Genomic DNA, 16,520 nt, shown 5'->3' with positions numbered 1-16,520 from the left:
CTGGCGCGCAGCGCCTCAAAATTTTTCGGACATTTTCAGGCTTCTGGCCGCTCCGTCAACAAGCACTGCGGTGGCTTCAGCCACACCGACTTGCCCCTAAAAGTCAGACGCACCACCGTCCATCCCGGAGCCTTTTCTCGCAACAGCCGAGGCGTACTTACCCATACCTCCACTCGACTGCTGCTCACTTCCAACGCCACACTTGCCTCCTGCATGGAAAACAGACCATACAGCTCAACTGCACTCAGCGGTGGATTCGGTGCATCCGCATCCGCCGGATACAAAAACCACTTCATGTTCCTGGGGCGCTGAACCGCCTGCCACCCCGGAAATACCTGATTAAGGGCGTTGTTCTTCAGGTAGCTATTGAGGGTTGCCAGAGGAAGCTGAACGATTTTGGCGAATCGGGCAATGGGCATCGCTTTAGCGGGCGGCTCCCACAGCTTGGCCCCCGGCTGCCGAAAAATAATCCAGCGCACACTCTTAAAACCCGTTCCTTGCGCCCGGTACCCTGGGAACGTCTGTGAAAATTGCCCCTGTTCCAGCAGTGTCTTCAGCTGATAAAACGTGATGCCCGCCCGTTTCATAAAGCTCTGAATCGTCAAGAGTTCAGCCGCATCGCCCAAACGCACAAAGCGAAATCGCTGACTACGGAGCCCAAAGAAGCTCCATCCCGGAAACCGCGCTTGAAAGGCCTCTCTCCCGGCTCTGGTTGCCCGGAACACCGCCACCGGCTCTAGCCCCTGTAGCCGCGCAAACTGCTCCGTCGTCAAAAAATCCTCCGGAATGGGGTTAGCATCCTCGCGGGCACCCAAATCTTCAATGCGCCCAAACCAGTATTCCAAAGGAGACTGGCCATATTGCTTGCGGGTAAAAAACTCCCATTCCGGAAATCGCTCTCGAAACGCCTCATGTCCCTTGCGAACGAGGCGCTGCACCTCCTCCAACGCAACCGTCTGACGTTTGGCAAAATCCTCTAGCGTCAGCAGCCACAAACCATACCGATACAATTCAGCCGGATGCAACGTCCCATAAAACGTGAACAGCCTGCGATAAGGGAGGCAATGCTGCATTTTGCTTTTCTCCACTTCCCAAAAATCACAATCCTCCGCAAACCGCTTTCGGAAGTGGTCTTTCCCTCGGGCAGCATGAACGCTGACATTGCCAGAACTCACTCCTGCCAGTTGGCCAAACTCGACCGATGAAATGCCCGATTTCAGAAAAGGCGTCTCTTTCTTAGCCTCAAACAGCGCGACCTGCCATTGGCTATTCCAACTCTCAGGGGGCATGGGGAAACTCCTCAACTTTGCGACAGTAGACGAACGTTCGGCCTTCCTGACGAAAGCTCCACCCCGGAAACCGCTGCTCAAAGCGTTCGAGTCCCTGATCTCTAAATCGACGCACCGTTTGATAATGAACGCCGACCAAATGAGCCAATTTGTAGATGGTTAGGGCCGTCTCGTCTGGCGGAGCATCCGGTTGCTCGCCAATGTCCTCAATACGCCCAAACCAACGAGCCGTCCAGTTGCTAAAGGGGTACGTTTGCTCAAGAAAATCCCATTCCGGGAAGTGCCGTCGAAACGCCGCGTGCCCCCTACGGACTTCGCGTCTGACCAGCCAATCCTTCACCTGTTGTTGCTCACAAAACTGAGGCAGTGATAGCAATCCAGGCAATGGCGGCTTACTGGCAGCGGGCCTGATCACGCCGCCGAAGGTGAACACCAGGCGAGCGATTTGAAATTTTGAGTCATGAACTTTGCGAAAAGAGCACTGCTCGCCAAAGCGCGTTTGAAAATGAGCTAGACCAGCCTTGGCATGCTCATGTACGACTCCAACTGAGACACCTGCCAGAGTCGCAAATTCTTTCCCAGTCAGTCCTTCGCGATAACAGATGATCCCAAGGGTGGCATTGACCAGAGCTGCCTGCCAGTCAGGGGCCCAGCTCGTTGGAGGAGAATTCATAGACAAAAGCTACTATCACGTTGACCGGTTTAGAAACGATTCTAATCCTTATTTAGCAATATTTTCACAGATCTTGGTGTTAGATAAAGCGATTTTCTATATATAGCTATTTGTTCGACAAAATCGCCAAACCAAAGATCATTTAAGGGCTTCCGTAATTTACGCTTTTTGCTATTATTCCAATGACTGGGCCGCACACATTGAAACAATTCGGAAAACCCTAGATAAATTGAGAAGCAGATGCAAACAATTCATGCAACGCTACAGTACTACGAGAAGAGTCTGAGATCGAACGACAAACAGCACCTCAGAGATTTGATGTCAGTACTCCGCCGCTACTGGATGGTGGGTCTAGGCTTCCCACGTTTGACCTCGGCGCGAGCGACTTTGGCCGACAAAGCAAATACTGAGTATGCTCTAAGCAATCTTCCTATCGAACGTTTATATGACTGGGAGGCCGTTTTAGAAACGGGATTTAATGTCGAACAAAAAGAGAACAAAAATCGTTCTGCGCACCGCTCTCATGTTCGACGTTTTGTGAATTGGTGCTTTGAAAACGGCATCCTGATTAATCCTGCTATCCTGACGCAAAAACAGAAGCGAATTCCAGAACAGCCGCAAGCGGTTGGGAAGCGACCCAAGCTCCGGCCAAACGATATTGATTTCAGCAAGTTTGCTCTAGCCGAGAAGGATTTGACGGCTGATCAAGCACAACTGCTCAAGACCTACGGTGATTACCTGGAGAAGACACGGCAACGGCAGCGCCGTCAAAAATCGATTCGCGACACCACCAGTTCGATGCGGCAACGGGCAGTACGTAAATTCTGGGGCTTTCTACATAACCAACGAGGCATCCCGAAAGAAGGCCTCACCTTTGATTCCATTATTGGTCTGGCCGATTTTCAGGATCAGGTAGCGACCGACCAGGTGATCGACGATTTTGAAGATTTGGCCCTGGAATACGCAGATTTTATGGCCGCACGCGGCTGTGTGAATCGGACGATTTCGAGTGACTTAGTTAGCCTGACTCGGCTTTGTCAGTACCAGTATCGCGGTCAGTACCTCAATAAACACGGCAACGATATCCCGCTAATGGGGCGTCTACGCGAGCTAATCAACTATTACGAAGAACTTTCCAGCAACGAATTGGCCGCGATTCCCCTGGAACTGAAATGGCTCGATTTGCCCCATGTGATTAATCATGTCACCCTGCCAGCCTTTAGATGGACTGAACACCGCACGGCCACTTGGTCTAAGCGGTCAGACACCAAGATCGCAGATGATTTTGCCAATGCCATCATGTTCGCGGTATTCACCTTAATGCCGCCACGCCGTTCGGGTGAATGGTGCCGTGCCAAAATCGCGATGGCCTGTGATCTCAAGAGCCGTCCAGACGACTTGCGGGAAGGTGAATGGATTTGGCCCCTACCCAGCGATCGCCGGAGTCAGGACGAAATCAAGTTCAGCTACTTGACCCGCCAGTATGTTCATGTTGATCCTCAGACGGGGGAGAAATTTGGCCCCTATCTAGGAACCATGCCACCCGCAGACCGCTACTTGGAGCGGGTGCCGATGTGGTTTAAGGACACTCCACCTCGTGCCGCCAAGAGCGGCGATTCTCATCGTTACCAGCGGATCACGATTTTGAATCGACAAGTCTATCAGGGCAAAACACTCTACGACTTTCTAGAGGCTTACCTAATGGGCTACTGGCGCGACAAGCGCGGCAACTGGGTAAGTTTAGGCCGCAGCTTAGAGCGACCTCACGAAAAGTTCAAATACCATGAACTGCGCTCATCACTCCTGAAGATAGAAGAAGCCAGCGGTGAGCAGCCAGCGGGATGGTTTTTCCTCGGTCGCAAGTCTGGGAAAGCAATTCGAATTGGCGACTTTGGTACTAAGTTCGCTTTGGCCTTTAACCGCATGACCATGCATGCGCAATTGGGCCGTCGTTATATGAACCCGCACTTGATGCGATCGGTCTATGCGGTCTACATGATTGAGAACAGCAGTTCTCTGGCCGAACTCAAGTCCTTAGCAACAGCCATGGGTCATACCATGGAAACCCTGGAGCGGATCTACGACAAACGTCGCCCCGACCAAAAGATGCGGCTGATCGAGGTGAAGGTGCAGAAAACCATTGACGACATCTGCGGCGCTTCAACGACCTGGGATTTGCAGGGTAAGAGCGAGTAAGCGCCAACAGCTACCGTGCTGGCGTTTTTGCCCCACACGCTAAACTCTACACAAATACCCTTCAGGCATCCAGGCAATGGCCCTTTCGCTGCCCCCTGACCTAAAACAATTCACCGATCGCCAAATCGCTAGTGGCAAGTACGCTTCTCTGGACGACATTTTGTTGGCGGGACTACAAGCCCTGGCAGAGCGGGAACAGATTTATCAGGGACGATTTGAGGAGTTACGGCAAGAGATCTTACTGGGTGCGGCGGAAGCTGAGCAGGGAGAACTGTTAAACGCCTCCACGGAAATTGATGCCATTCGTCAGCGCCTTCGCGATCGCCACGCTCAACAATGACCCGCTCCTGCCGCATTACCCCGGAGGCCAGTCAGGATATTGAGGCGATCGCCGATTACCTGGCCACTCACAGTAGTTTGACCAGAGCCGAAGATTTCCTCAGTGGTATCGACGCTGCTTTGCAACGCATTGCCCAGTTTCCAGAAATCGGTCGCAAACGCGATGAACTCTATCCTGGTTTGCGCAGTGTGCCCTACAAACAGTATTTGATTTTCTATCGTCTGCTCAATGACGCGATCGAGATCTTCCGAGTCGTGAGCGGCTATCAAGATCTGCCCGCTTTATTTGAGGAGGATCCAGAGTAGTCCACAAATATCAGAAAGCCCTGACAATCCGCAGAAATTAAAAACATTGCCGAAAATGAGCATTTTCGGCAATGTTCACTCCATTCGACAACGACGCTTCAATCTTTAGAGCCATGTCAGACAAAACTGCCCAAACATCATTTTCGGCAAAGTTTGAAGAGGTGCCCAACGTGCCACCGCGCAAACCGAAAAATGACGCGGTGCGATCGCGCGAGCACCTCACCCCCGATGAAGTCGATCAGCTCATTCAAGCCGCGAAGAACATCGGTCGCCACGGTCATCGCGATGCAACGCTGATCATGATCATGTATCGCCACGGCTTTCGAGTATCGGAGGCGATCTCCCTGCGGTGGGACCAGATTGATCTAAAAGCGGGAGTGCTCCACGTGGCGCGACGGAAGAAGGGGACGCCAGCGACTCATCCACTCCGGGGGCCAGAGCTGCGATCGCTGCGACAACTCCAGCGCGATTATCCCGACACGCCGTACCTGTTCGTGACGGAGCGAGGTGGCCCGATGACAGAGCGCACGGGGCACAACATCATTCAGCGAGCGGGGAAGGCGGCAGAGTTGGCGTTTCCCGTGCATCCCCATCAACTTCGTCATGCCTGTGGCTACTATCTGGCCGCCAAGGGGCATGACACGCGGGCAATTCAGGCATACCTGGGGCACCGCAACATCCAGCACACGGTGAAGTACACAGAGTTGTCGCCAGGGCGCTTCAGAGACTTCTGGCAGGATTAGGGGATTCTTGGCTGCAGTGGGCAAAACCGTCATACGGAAGTCGTGTAATCACATCAATGTATTAATAGGAACGTCGAGCACGGAGTTTGGAGATCTTCTTATCGTTACAGGATGAAATCCAACACATGATTGACAGAGCTGAAATTGGGCATCGCGATCGCGTGCTGCGCGCCTATTTTGAAGGACGTTACTGGGACGGCAATGAAGAGTTTGCCCTCAAACGCGAGTTAGTGCTGAGTAGCTCTCAACTGCTACCTGACTATCCATTTGTCGTTGATGACGAATGGGAGGCTGAGCCAAATCAAGGAGATCGAGGCAAAGGAGATTTGATTTTCACCAATGGTGAAAGCCGGTTTGCTGTTGTAGAGGTGAAATGGATTGACTTGGTACGTACCGGGAAGACAGTCCGTACAGGACGGAACAGGGATCGCAATAAAGTAAGAGAACAGGCGGAAAAATATCGCGATATTCTGGCTGCAAAACTGGGTCCAGATTTCCACGTTGAGGGGTACTACTTCACCAATGAAGACGAAACACAAGTTTTCAAAGTCTGAAGCCTAGCTGAGGCAATCGTTTGCTTTAAGCAACAGGGAAGTACTGCTGATACTGACGGGCGATGTCTTCGGCGAAGCGATCGCGCACCGCATCCGGTCCCACAATGACGCAATTAGCCCCATAGCGGCGCACTTCACGAAAGAACCAAAACGAGTAGTGAAGGCGCCGCACCACCCGCCGTACTTGCTGTTCCGGCAGCCATTCGTTGACCAAGTCGGCCCCCGTCTTGGTGCGATAGCCGACAGCGAGTTGATTGAGAAGATGTAATTCGACTTCGAGGTGCCCGAGTTCGGGCTGCCAGTGGCCCTCAGCGGGTGAAATCGTGGCTTCATCGGGAATGCGATCGATGCGCAACGACCAGTTGTGTTGCAAGGACTCAAGGTCGCGATTGTCTTCGGTTTCATCGCACCAGCAGTCGAGATACTGGCGATCTTCATGGCGTTTAACTTTGGCATGGCGAATGGTGAACGTCATGATGCGGTCAGCGGCATCTTGGTAAGTCAGGCAGAAGGGACGCTGTCTGCGGATAAAGCTGTCGAGATGAACGCGCCAAGGAGCACTGGGTTGTTTTAACCAATGCTCAATTTCTTGGCGTAATGGCAGACTTAATTCGCTCCGTTCAAGCAGTAAGTGCGCCATCTCCGTAGCCTTTTCCAGCTCACCGAGATCCTTCAGTAAATTCAGGGAACCATTGAGGGTGTCAATCCGATCTCGACTCCAGTCGTGGTTAGCCGCGAGGCGAAGTTTACCTTGGGCGATCGCCTTCAACAATTTGGACACATTTGGGCTGTCACCCCATTTTTGCCCAAAGTCCAGGGCTAGTTGCTCTAGCTCAGCCTTTTCATGCTCTTCGATGGAGAGGGTAATGGAGCGTTTTTTGCGAGTCATTAGGGGAAAGGAGGTGAGTGTACGGACACTTCGTGATGTTTTCTATTGAATAGCTCCATTATCGCTGCCATGATAGATGTATTCAATGAGATACGGATACTTTATCTGTCTAATAAATGCCCCCCGACGTCTGTTGCTAGAACGTATTACTGAAAATTCCGGCATCTTGGATGGCAAGCCTGTGATTCGAGAACGCTGGATTCCGGTGGCTCAGGTGATTGGCCGTTTGGCCGATGGTTTTTCCTACCATGACTTGATGCAGGCTCATCCCGACATGACAAGTGAAGACATTCGAGCCTGTCTCGCTTATGCCTATTTCCGCATTACTGATCAGTTGCCCCACGATCTCTTCAGTCACAGATCAAAGTCAGTTGAATAAGTCTTTTGACTATTGTCCTCTATTATCTTGAGACCAAGAATTCGAGTTAAATAATTTTATTTAAGCCAAGATTTGCTATTTAGAAGGATCAGGAAAAAACATGCCAAATCAAAATGGAAACCTTGATGGACTAAAGACCATACTTTGGTCGAGCCTTAGCCAGCTTGAGATAGATAACAACGCTAAAGAAAAGCTCGTCCAGTCAATTCTCTATAGAATTCAAGACAAAATCGAGCCCAAAGTTCTCAAAGAGAAACTCAACATCCTTTATGAGTATGAGAAACATTATCTCGAACTCTTGAAAGAATACAAAGAGGAAATCAAGTTTGCAGCCAACTTGCAAGAAGAACTTAGAAAAGAAAGGGCCAAATTCTTTTCTGAATCTCTAAAGGAGGTGTCCGACACACTTAAAGACTCAGAAGTCGATAGCAAAGTTGCTTCAGCCTGGATTGAAGATCTGGTTGAAAGTTACACTCGCAGTCTAGACCTATCTAGCAACTTGATGGAGGAAAATACAGTAGACATGATTGGTGAACTAAGAAAACAAACGAGGAAAGCTACCCAGTCAGTCAACTCTCCAACAGAAACAGAGAAATGAGTTCATTAGAGCCGGAAGAACTGTCGGAAATGCTCGTTTTCTTAAAGAGCATGCGTCAGAAACTACTCGCAGACTTCCTTTCACAAGAACGAGAGGTCTTTATTCCTATGTTTGCCTATGAGAATGAACCAGTTTCAATGGATATTGCTATTGAGAAATATTTTCTAGGATGGCTTAATGAGCATTTCTCATTCCTTTCTGAAGAGTCAGACGATTACAAAGAGGCTGTCAGGCAGGCTTTCTTGGTATTCATGTCTTCACTGATTCAAGAGCATATTAAATATAAGCAGAAACACCTTGCCAAAAAATCAGAAAGCTTTGTTTTTCCGGTTCTGAGGGCAAAGATAGATTTTCTGGAGAGTCTTCTCAATGTTAGTGCGAATGGCAACAAAAAATATAATGAACTGCTCTTTGCTAGAGAAAAAGATAGAGCATTGTTTCAGCGTCAACTAGATAAATTACAGGAGCAAAGCTAAATGCTACTAAATATGTTTGATAAATTGGATGACATTGTTTATTTGCCCATCAAAATGATCACTGACTGGGCTGGTGAGCCTTTGAAGCACATAGAGCACAAGAGGCAAATAGAATTGAAGGAGATTGACCATAAAATTAAAGTTGAACAGGAAACAGCCATGATCAATGCTGAGGCAAAGATCAAAAAAGAAGAAAAAGAGCTGGATACTGCACTCGCCATCAAGAAAGAAACTGAAGTGCAAAGAGTGTTGGTTGAAATTGAAGAGTGTAGAAAAGACAGAGAGCTAGAACGCATGAAATGTGTCTCCGAAGCCATTATGAGGTATCAGAAAGAACTCACTAAATTAAACACTGATGCTGTGATGGCGATTGGGCAAATGCAGCTTGACTTGAAAGATCAAGCTCAGTCCTTGGTATATGAAAAAACCATCAAGTATAAGGAGCTACAGGATGTCGCATTTGCTGAAGCGGCAATAGATTTAGAGAAAATTGAGGAAAGGTTTTCAGATAATACTGCTGCCCGTGAGATTTTGCTGAAAGCAGTTGATAGAAGGCTTGCCAATATTATTGATACGGCTCATAACTTCTTGATTGAGCTGAATGATGACATTAAGCTCCTAAACCAAAATATTAATCTTTTGGCAGAGAGAGGGCATACATTTATTGAAGATCATTTGGATAAGTTTCACGTAATTGAAACTACTGCTCAAGAAGTCAGGAAGTTGAAAGGCTGATTCGAGCATCTGTAAAAGCGATGAGGGTTAGTGTTTGTTATTAACTGAATCAAATGAAAAAATAATCCTCAATCCAGGTCAGATCGTGCGAGTGCGATCGCGCCAATATCTGGTCGAGGAAGTCACGCCCCCAGCAGAACCAGCGGGCGACCATATTGTGAGCCTGGCTTGCTTGGAGGACGATGCCCAGGGCGAAGCGCTGGAGGTGTTCTGGGAGCGGGAAATTGATGCCCAGATCCTGGAGACGGATTCCTGGGAGTCGGTGGCGAGTAAGGGGTTCGACGATCCCCGCTATTTTTCGGCGTATCTCCATGCTTTGCGATGGAACTGCGTCACTTCCACTGAGCCGAAGCTCTTTCAGGCCCCCTATCGAGCCGGAATTGAGGTTAAGACCTATCAGCTAGAGCCGTTGCGCAAGGCGCTGCGGATGCCACGGGTGAACCTGTTCATTGCCGATGATGTGGGCTTGGGCAAGACCATTGAGGCGGGGCTGATTCTGCGGGAGATGTTGATGCGCCAGAAGATCAAGCGCGTCGTGATTTCCTGTCCGCCATCGGTGGTGCGTCAGTGGCAGGAGGAAATGGAGAGCCGCTTTGGTCTCACCTTCGTGATTTTCGATCGCGACTTTATGGCCGCGAAGCGTCGGCAGCGGGGCTATGGCATCAACCCCTGGAAGACTCACACCCGCTTCATTATTTCCCATTCTCTCTTGCGGGATGAGACCTATGCAGCGCCGCTGCGGGACTGGCTGGGGGACTTCTCGGCGGGGGGCTTGTTCATCTTAGATGAGGCCCATAACGCCGCTCCTGCCAGCGGGTCGCGGTATGCGATTGACTCGCAGCTCACCAAGGTGGTGCGGGACTTAGCTACCCGATTTGAGCATCGACTGTTTTTGTCAGCAACGCCCCACAATGGTCACTCCAATAGCTTTGCGGCCCTCCTGGAAATTCTTGATCCCCAGCGGTTTTGCCGGGGCGTTCCCGTGCGGAGCAAGAAGCTGCTAGATGCGGTGATGGTGCGGCGGCTGAAGCAGGATTTGCGCGAGATTAATGAACCGGACTTTCCGAAGCGGGAAGTGGTGCCGGTAGTGATTGACGGACTGCCGGAGGATGCGCCGGAGCTGAAGCTGTCTCGCCTGCTGCAACAGTATCGCCAACTCCGGGAGCAGCGGCTCCAGGAAATGCCGCGATCGACCCAGACGGCGGCAATGCTGGTGATGACCAATCTGCAAAAGCGGTTGCTGTCTTCTATCGAAGCCTTTGCGCGGACGCTGCGGGTTCACCGCAAGGCGATTGAACGGCAGGCCGAGCAGCAGCAGGCGGTGACGAGCCGTCCCCTGTCGCTGTTGCAAGAGTCCGCAGGATCAGATGACGATCGCGCCGACCTCAGCGAAGACGAGGTGATGGTGGAAGAAGATACCCAGATGGAGAAGGCTACCTACGCCGCTGGGGCGGGCATTGCTCAGGCGGAGTTGGATCTGCTAGCAGAGATGGGCCAGATTGCAGAGCAGGCCAAATACCAGCCCGACAGCCGCATTCGCCAGCTAGAAGTCTGGATGAAAGCCAACCTCTGCCCTGATTTGGGGGCATCTGGGGCGAAGTGGCTCAATCGGCGGGTGCTGATCTTCACGGAGTACACCGACACCAAGCGCTATCTGGAGCAGCAGCTCAAAACGATTATTGCTCGCTCTGATCAGGAGCACGATCGCATCGGCACTTTCCACGGAGGCATGGGGGACGATCGCCGTGAGGAAATCAAGGCAGCCTTTAACGCCGACCCCACCCGGCATCCGTTGCGGATTTTGATTGCCACCGATGCGGCGCGGGAGGGGGTTAACTTGCAAAACTATTGCGCCGATTTATTCCACTTTGATGTGCCGTGGAACCCCAGCCGCATGGAGCAGCGCAACGGCCGCATCGACCGAAAATTGCAGCGATCGCCCGTGGTGCATTGTCACTATTTCGTGCTGCCCCAGCGCCCGGAGGATCGGGTAATTGATGTGCTGGTGCAGAAGACCCAGCGCATCCACGAGGAGTTGGGTAGCCTCTCTCCGGTGATTGAGAAGAATGTTTCAAAGCTGTTGGAACAGGGGATTCGGGCCGACGAGGAGGCCACCTTGAAGGGGGCGATCGACGAGGCAGATACCGCTGGTGAGACGTCTCAGGTCAGGGGCCGCGCCATCAAGGAAGAGTTAGAGGCGATTCGGCTACGTCAGGACAAGCTGCGGCAGCAGCAAGTAGAACTGGAAACGATTCTGCGGGACTCGCGGGACTGGTTGGGGCTGAGCGATCGCCACTTTCGCGATGCCCTCTCGGTGTCGCTAGAGCTGATGGGGGCACCGGGACTGAGACCGCTCTCGGCAGAGGCAGCGGTGGACAACGAGGAGCGTAGCCGCTGGGAAGTGCCCGCACTGGATCAGGAGATGGGAGCCGACCCGACCTGGGCAAATACGCTGGATACCCTGCGGGCACCCCGGCAGCGGGGGCAGAAGCTGTGGGAATGGCGCAGGTCAGCGCCGATTCGTCCGATTGTGTTCCGCGATCCGGGGTCGCTGGATGGCGAGGTGGTGCACCTGCATCTGGAGCACCGCATGGTGCAGCGGCTGTTGGGGCGGTTTCTGTCGCAAGGGTTTCTCCATGATGAGCTGACGCGGGCCTGTGTGGTGCGCACGGATGATCCCATTCCTCGGGTGTTGGTGCTGGGGCGGCTGTCGCTGTATGGCGATCGCGCGGCGCGGCTCCACGATGAGATTGTCACGGTGGCGGCGGAGTGGCTGGACCCGGAAGCGCGGGGGCGCAGTAAGTTGCGACCGCTGACGGAGGGGGAAAAGCGGGATGTGCTGAAAATCCTGGAGGATTCGCTGGCAAATCGGCGCTTGCAGGAGGTGCCGCCGAACCGTTTGGCGCAGATGAAGCAGTACACCGCTCAGGATGTGGCGGAGTTGTTGCCCCATCTGGAGCGGCGATCGCAGCAGCTCACCGAGAGCGCGAAGCGCAAGCTGGAGAAGCGCGGGGAGCGGGAAGCAGCAGAGATGAAGCAACTGCTGGCGGAACAGCGCGATCGCATTCTCAAGCAGGCTCAGCAGTATGAGACGCAGCAGCTCAATCTGTTTAACCCGGAGGAGCGGCGGCAGATTGATAGCGATCGGCGTCACTGGGAAAGCCGGGTGGCGCAGTTGGAGCAGGAAATTTTGACGGAGCCGGAGCGAATTCAGCAGACTTATCAGGTCAAAGCGGAACGCATCGAGCCGGTGGGGGTTGTGTATTTGTGGCCAGTATCTAGCTAACCGAGGAGATGGAATCGATGAAACTACAGGATTACAAACAAGCCATCTTCGATCACTTCAATGTTGCTAACCTGGACGAACTGAAGCAGCTAGAGGCATGGCAAGCATTGGTAGAAAGATTGGAACTAACCAGTCTTCGATCGCTAAGTGCCTGGGAGAGCATCTGTAAAGCTGTCTTTCTGAGTCATCAGGAAGCTTCTATGGACGACAAATCAGCGAGTCCTCAAGGCGAAGAGTCCCCGGCCCTCGTACCTACCGAGACAGTCACGCTCCATAAAATGCACAACCACGGTGGCGAATTAGTGGGTGCACTGATGGAGTACTCGCCGGAACAAAGCCAACAACTCATTGAGTATTTCAAGCAGCTCAATCTGCACTCACCGGAACCCTGGCACCAAGGCAAGCTCAATGGGGCGATCGTTGATCAGCTCGGCGTCTCCTCCTCTCTGGTCGCAACGGGCTTACAAGCGGGTCAGCTTTTTCGCGTTGTAGGACCACCAGACCTGGTCGCCAAAATTGCTGCTGGTACCCATCAGATGATTCAGACCACTGGGGGCTCTATCGGTACTGTCACAGCCACAGGAGGAGGTCAATTTGTGGGCCAGTTACGCTTCGCCAATGGTGCAGCGGCAGCCATGCCCGTTTTAGCTCCGCTCTTGGTCTATCAAGTGCTGCACGCCATTGTTGGCACCCAACAGCTCAATCAGATCAACCAACGACTCGCGAGAATTGAACATACGTTAGAAGAATTGCACGTCCGGCAAGAAGCCACTATCTTGGGCGAGATTCATGGCGCGATTGAGACGCTGGACGATGTGCTTGCGAGTCGCATGAATACAGGCATTTTTTCTGTGGATGGGATTGCCCGGTTGGCAATTGCTGAGAAAACCATTCGCTCAATTTTGGAACGCAATCGCTTACTCGTAGACCGTTTCCAGGATAAAACTTCCCGTGTTAAGCGCAAACATGGCAAGCATGGTGCCCGCAGTGCAGCAGAACTTCTGAAGGCTGATGGACCCCAAGCAGTTTATGACATGCAGTGTTTGGTCGGGCTGATTGCCGCCGATTTAAAGCTAGAGCAGGCTTATTTGCTCTTAGCGATTCAAAACAATCCGGCTGATGTCGGGCGGCGACAGGAAGGCATTCGGACCAAAATGCAAACCCATCATGAAACGATTGAGCATTTTCCCTCGGTTCGTGAAGTCGAGCGCCATGCGCAAGTTTGCCTGAAGGCAATGCGTTGGTGGGAAAAGTTATTTGATTTTGGTCAGACCAAGAAAGAAGTCCGAGCTGCTAAGAAGCTTGATTTAGAGGACATTAAAGCCCCTTCTCTGGCGCCTCAAACTGATTTAAACGGTTATGTGTTCTGGCGGAATGCAGAAGGCACTCATGTTTTCTCGATGGCAGGAGATGACCTAAAGTTAGCGCCAGTGGGTGAGCAATCTACGAGTCATTCACGAAAACCACCTCCAAGGAAGGCGACAAGAAGTCGCCCCCGCAAACCCACGCTACGGAAGGCTACAAACAGTCGAGGAGGTCGATAAGACATGGCTAAGGATCTCGACATACTCAGACACCAAGAATGGCTGGGCCTGCTGCAACCGGTGGGTCTGGTCGTGTCGCCGCCCGCGCTGATTAAAGCCCAGGCGGTGATCGATCGCGCCAAACTGGTAGACCTGCAAGAGCGGCTGCAAGCGGTGATCTCTACCGAGGCCATCCCGCGCCACCAGGATGACGGTATTGCCTGGATTGAGAACTTTCCTGCCTTTACCCAGCAGGTGCTGGGCTGGATGCCCGAAGACCTGGTGCCAGCGGCGGACCTGCCCGATCGCCTCTCGGCGGTGCTGCCCAGCTATGGCGAGACCCTGCGGCCCACCTATGGGGTCAAAGACCCCGACAGCGATGAGTGGGTTTTGCTGATTCAGGAGCTCGCACCGGGGCTGCCCTTGGATGAGGATGACCCGGCGGCGGCGACGGGGCAGGGCTGGAAGGCGAGTTTTCAGGCCAAGTTTGAGCGGCTGCTGCGGGAGACGGGCATTGCGGCGGGGCTGCTGGTGAATGGTACCGACATTCGGCTGGTGTATGCCCCCAGTGGCGAGTCGTCGGGGTATCTGACCTTGCCGGTGCAGGCGATGACGGAGGTGCCGGGGCGGCTGATTCTGGGGGCGCTGGATCTGCTCCTGGGGGCCGATCGCCTATTCAACGTGCCAGAAAATCAGCGGTTGAACCGCCTGCTGGTGGAGAGCCGCAACTACCAGGCGGAAGTGTCTACCAAGCTGGCGGAGCAGGTGCTCGATGCCTTGTGGGAACTGCTGCGGGGCTTCCAGGCGGCAGATGCCGCCGCTAACGGCAAAATCTTTGCCCCCCTCTTATCACCCCTCGCCCGTTCTGGGAGAGGGGCCGGGGGTGAGGGCCAACACATCTACGGTGGCCTAATCGCCACGCTGATGCGGCTGGTGTTTTTGCTGTACGCCGAAGACGAGGGGCTGATGCCCGATGACCCGGTGTATCAGCAGAACTATGCCGTCTCGGGCCTGTACGAAAAGCTGCGGGAAGACATGGGCAGCTACCCCGACACGATGGATCAGCGCTATGGGGCCTGGTCTACGCTGCTGAGCCTGTTTCGGCTGGTATATGACGGCGGCGGTGCCTACGAAGAATATCTCCCAGCCCGCCACGGGCAACTGTTTGACCCCGACGAGTATCCGTTTTTGGAAGGGCGGCCCCAGGGCACCCAGTATGAGACCCATGGCCGGGTAGAAGCGCCCCGCATTGCCGATGGGGTGATTTACCGGATGCTCGACAAACTGCTGATGCTGGATGGCGATCGCCTCTCTTACCGCGCCCTGGATGTGGAGCAGATCGGCTCGGTGTATGAGGCGATCATGGGCTACGAGGTGGAGGTGGCCGAGGGGCGCTCCATTGCGGTGAAGCCGAAGGATGTGGTGGTGAATGTGGAGGCGCTGCTGGCAACCAAGGGGAAGGATCGGGCCAAGGTGCTGAAGGATGAGGCCGAGTGCAAGGTCACGGGCAAGAGTGCTACGGCGCTAAAGCAGGCCGAAACCGTGGAAGACATGGTGGCAGCGCTGGAGCGGCGGGTATCGTCGCGGACGCCGAACCTGTTGCCCCCCGGCAGCCTGTACCTGCAACCGGGGGAAGAACGCCGCCGCACGGGCTCTCACTATACGCCCCGAAAGCTGACCCAGCCGATTGTGGAGACCACCCTGCGTCCGGTGCTGGAGGCGCTGGGGCCGCACCCCACCCCCGACCAGATTTTGGCGCTGAAGGTGTGCGACCTGGCGATGGGGTCGGCGGCGTTTTTGGTGGAAGCCTGTCGGCAACTGGCGGAAACGCTGGTGGCTGCCTGGGACACCCACGGTCAGCCCGCCGACCTGCCCGCTGCGGTGGAGCCGGTGCTCTATGCCCGTCGCCTCGTGGCTCAGCGCTGCCTCTATGGGGTAGACAAAAACCCCTTTGCCGTGAACCTGGCGAAGCTGTCGCTGTGGCTGGTGACCCTGTCCAAAGACCAGCCCTTTACCTTTGTGGATCATGCGCTGAAGTGTGGGGATTCGCTGGTGGGGCTGACGCGGGCGGAAATCGGCTCCTTTGGCAAAGACCCCACGGAAGATCTGCCGCTGTTTAAGTACCTGAAGGAGAAGGTCGATCGCGCTAAGTCGTATCGGGCGCAAATTCAAGCGCTGGATACCCGCACCGACCAGGATGCCGAGGCCAAGCTGGCCCAGTGGCAGCGGGCGGAACAGGAGCTAGAGGAAGCCAAGCTGATCGGCGATGTGAAGATTGCGGCGTTCTTTGACGGCAAGAGCAAGAAAGACCGGGAGGCAAAGCTCTCGGAATACGGCGACCTCGTCCGCACCTGGCGACAATCCACCCTCACCGAAGATGCCCCACCCTCTCACTCTCATACCCTCACACCCTCACACTCCCTAAACGCCATCCGCGACTCCCTCCGCAACGCCGCCAAGCCCATCACGCCGTTTAACTGGGAAATTGAGTTTCCAGAGGTGTTTGATCGGGAGAATCCGGGGTTTGATGCGAT

At 53.6% G+C, this 16,520-nt stretch carries 15 protein-coding genes; 12 read left to right on the top strand and 3 right to left on the bottom strand.

Going from position 1 to position 16,520, the window contains the following annotated elements; genetic code table 11:
• Positions 1–35: 35 nt before the first annotated feature.
• Together JUK32_RS20510 and JUK32_RS20505 are read right to left on the bottom strand one after the other, a co-directional pair.
• A complete protein-coding gene (locus JUK32_RS20510) occupies positions 36–1,289 on the bottom strand; it encodes a hypothetical protein (protein ID WP_204140732.1) in 1,254 nt (417 codons plus the stop codon).
• Positions 1,279–1,962, bottom strand: a complete 684-nt coding sequence (locus tag JUK32_RS20505) for a hypothetical protein (protein ID WP_204140731.1) — start codon at positions 1,960–1,962, stop codon at positions 1,279–1,281. Before JUK32_RS20505 ends, JUK32_RS20510 begins: the two co-directional genes overlap by 11 nt.
• Before the next feature lie 318 nt (positions 1,963–2,280).
• Between JUK32_RS20505 and JUK32_RS20500 the strand changes: the two genes are divergently transcribed.
• From JUK32_RS20500 to JUK32_RS20480, 5 genes are all read left to right on the top strand, one after another.
• Entirely contained in the window at positions 2,281–4,158 is a 1,878-nt protein-coding gene (locus JUK32_RS20500; protein ID WP_204140730.1) for a hypothetical protein, read from the top strand.
• Between the two features lie 76 nt (positions 4,159–4,234).
• A complete protein-coding gene (locus JUK32_RS20495) occupies positions 4,235–4,498 on the top strand; it encodes a type II toxin-antitoxin system ParD family antitoxin (protein ID WP_204140729.1) in 264 nt (87 codons plus the stop codon).
• Positions 4,495–4,803, top strand: a complete 309-nt coding sequence (locus JUK32_RS20490) for a type II toxin-antitoxin system RelE/ParE family toxin (protein ID WP_204140728.1) — start codon at positions 4,495–4,497, stop codon at positions 4,801–4,803. Before JUK32_RS20495 ends, JUK32_RS20490 begins: the two co-directional genes overlap by 4 nt.
• A 113-nt stretch (positions 4,804–4,916) precedes the next feature.
• Entirely contained in the window at positions 4,917–5,546 is a 630-nt protein-coding gene (locus JUK32_RS20485; protein WP_204140727.1) for a tyrosine-type recombinase/integrase, read from the top strand.
• Between the two features lie 125 nt (positions 5,547–5,671).
• A complete protein-coding gene (locus tag JUK32_RS20480; protein WP_239112898.1) occupies positions 5,672–6,100 on the top strand; it encodes a hypothetical protein in 429 nt (142 codons plus the stop codon).
• Positions 6,101–6,125: 25 nt separating this feature from the next.
• Here JUK32_RS20480 and JUK32_RS20475 read toward each other — a convergent pair whose 3' ends face one another.
• Positions 6,126–6,989: a WYL domain-containing protein gene (locus tag JUK32_RS20475; protein WP_204140726.1), complete on the bottom strand. Its 864-nt coding sequence runs from the start codon at positions 6,987–6,989 to the stop codon at positions 6,126–6,128.
• Positions 6,990–7,122: 133 nt separating this feature from the next.
• Here JUK32_RS20475 and JUK32_RS20470 point away from each other — a divergent pair, with 133 nt between their 5' ends.
• The 7 genes from JUK32_RS20470 to JUK32_RS20440 form a co-directional block, all read left to right on the top strand.
• Complete coding sequence (locus tag JUK32_RS20470) at positions 7,123–7,368, top strand: DUF433 domain-containing protein (protein ID WP_204140725.1); 246 nt, start codon at positions 7,123–7,125, stop codon at positions 7,366–7,368.
• Between the two features lie 100 nt (positions 7,369–7,468).
• Positions 7,469–7,966: a hypothetical protein gene (locus JUK32_RS20465; protein WP_204140724.1), complete on the top strand. Its 498-nt coding sequence runs from the start codon at positions 7,469–7,471 to the stop codon at positions 7,964–7,966.
• Positions 7,963–8,442: a hypothetical protein gene (locus JUK32_RS20460; RefSeq protein ID WP_204140723.1), complete on the top strand. Its 480-nt coding sequence runs from the start codon at positions 7,963–7,965 to the stop codon at positions 8,440–8,442. The genes JUK32_RS20465 and JUK32_RS20460 overlap by 4 nt, the downstream gene beginning before the upstream one ends.
• Positions 8,443–9,177: a hypothetical protein gene (locus JUK32_RS20455; protein WP_204140722.1), complete on the top strand. Its 735-nt coding sequence runs from the start codon at positions 8,443–8,445 to the stop codon at positions 9,175–9,177.
• A 61-nt stretch (positions 9,178–9,238) separates the two neighbouring features.
• Positions 9,239–12,463: a DISARM system SNF2-like helicase DrmD gene (gene drmD, locus JUK32_RS20450; protein ID WP_375541593.1), complete on the top strand. Its 3,225-nt coding sequence runs from the start codon at positions 9,239–9,241 to the stop codon at positions 12,461–12,463.
• A gap of 17 nt (positions 12,464–12,480) precedes the next feature.
• Positions 12,481–14,007 carry a hypothetical protein gene (locus JUK32_RS20445; RefSeq protein ID WP_204140720.1) on the top strand — a complete coding sequence of 509 codons (1,527 nt, stop codon included), beginning with the start codon at positions 12,481–12,483 and terminating at the stop codon, positions 14,005–14,007.
• Between the two features lie 3 nt (positions 14,008–14,010).
• On the top strand, positions 14,011–16,520 hold a 2,510-nt coding region (locus JUK32_RS20440), incomplete at its 3' end, for an Eco57I restriction-modification methylase domain-containing protein (protein ID WP_204140719.1).

This window comes from Halomicronema sp. CCY15110 (assembly GCF_016888165.1).
Taxonomy (GTDB): Bacteria; Cyanobacteriota; Cyanobacteriia; order Phormidesmidales; family Phormidesmidaceae; genus Halomicronema.
The sequence above is the reverse complement of the archived record's forward strand: the minus strand, read 5'-3'. Positions and strand labels throughout refer to the sequence as shown.

What these genes read in the sequence shown, in the direction of transcription:
- JUK32_RS20460 (WP_204140723.1), top strand. Translation starts at nt 7,963, where the DNA reads ATGAGTTCATTAGAGCCGGAAGAACTGTCGGAAATGCTCGTTTTCTTA.
- JUK32_RS20505 (WP_204140731.1), bottom strand. Translation starts at nt 1,962, where the DNA reads ATGAATTCTCCTCCAACGAGCTGGGCCCCTGACTGGCAGGCAGCTCTG.
- JUK32_RS20455 (WP_204140722.1), top strand. Translation starts at nt 8,443, where the DNA reads ATGCTACTAAATATGTTTGATAAATTGGATGACATTGTTTATTTGCCC.
- JUK32_RS20490 (WP_204140728.1), top strand. Translation starts at nt 4,495, where the DNA reads ATGACCCGCTCCTGCCGCATTACCCCGGAGGCCAGTCAGGATATTGAG.
- JUK32_RS20445 (WP_204140720.1), top strand. Translation starts at nt 12,481, where the DNA reads ATGAAACTACAGGATTACAAACAAGCCATCTTCGATCACTTCAATGTT.
- JUK32_RS20485 (WP_204140727.1), top strand. Translation starts at nt 4,917, where the DNA reads ATGTCAGACAAAACTGCCCAAACATCATTTTCGGCAAAGTTTGAAGAG.
- JUK32_RS20510 (WP_204140732.1), bottom strand. Translation starts at nt 1,289, where the DNA reads ATGCCCCCTGAGAGTTGGAATAGCCAATGGCAGGTCGCGCTGTTTGAG.
- JUK32_RS20465 (WP_204140724.1), top strand. Translation starts at nt 7,469, where the DNA reads ATGCCAAATCAAAATGGAAACCTTGATGGACTAAAGACCATACTTTGG.
- JUK32_RS20480 (WP_239112898.1), top strand. Translation starts at nt 5,672, where the DNA reads ATGATTGACAGAGCTGAAATTGGGCATCGCGATCGCGTGCTGCGCGCC.
- JUK32_RS20495 (WP_204140729.1), top strand. Translation starts at nt 4,235, where the DNA reads ATGGCCCTTTCGCTGCCCCCTGACCTAAAACAATTCACCGATCGCCAA.
- JUK32_RS20500 (WP_204140730.1), top strand. Translation starts at nt 2,281, where the DNA reads ATGTCAGTACTCCGCCGCTACTGGATGGTGGGTCTAGGCTTCCCACGT.
- JUK32_RS20475 (WP_204140726.1), bottom strand. Translation starts at nt 6,989, where the DNA reads ATGACTCGCAAAAAACGCTCCATTACCCTCTCCATCGAAGAGCATGAA.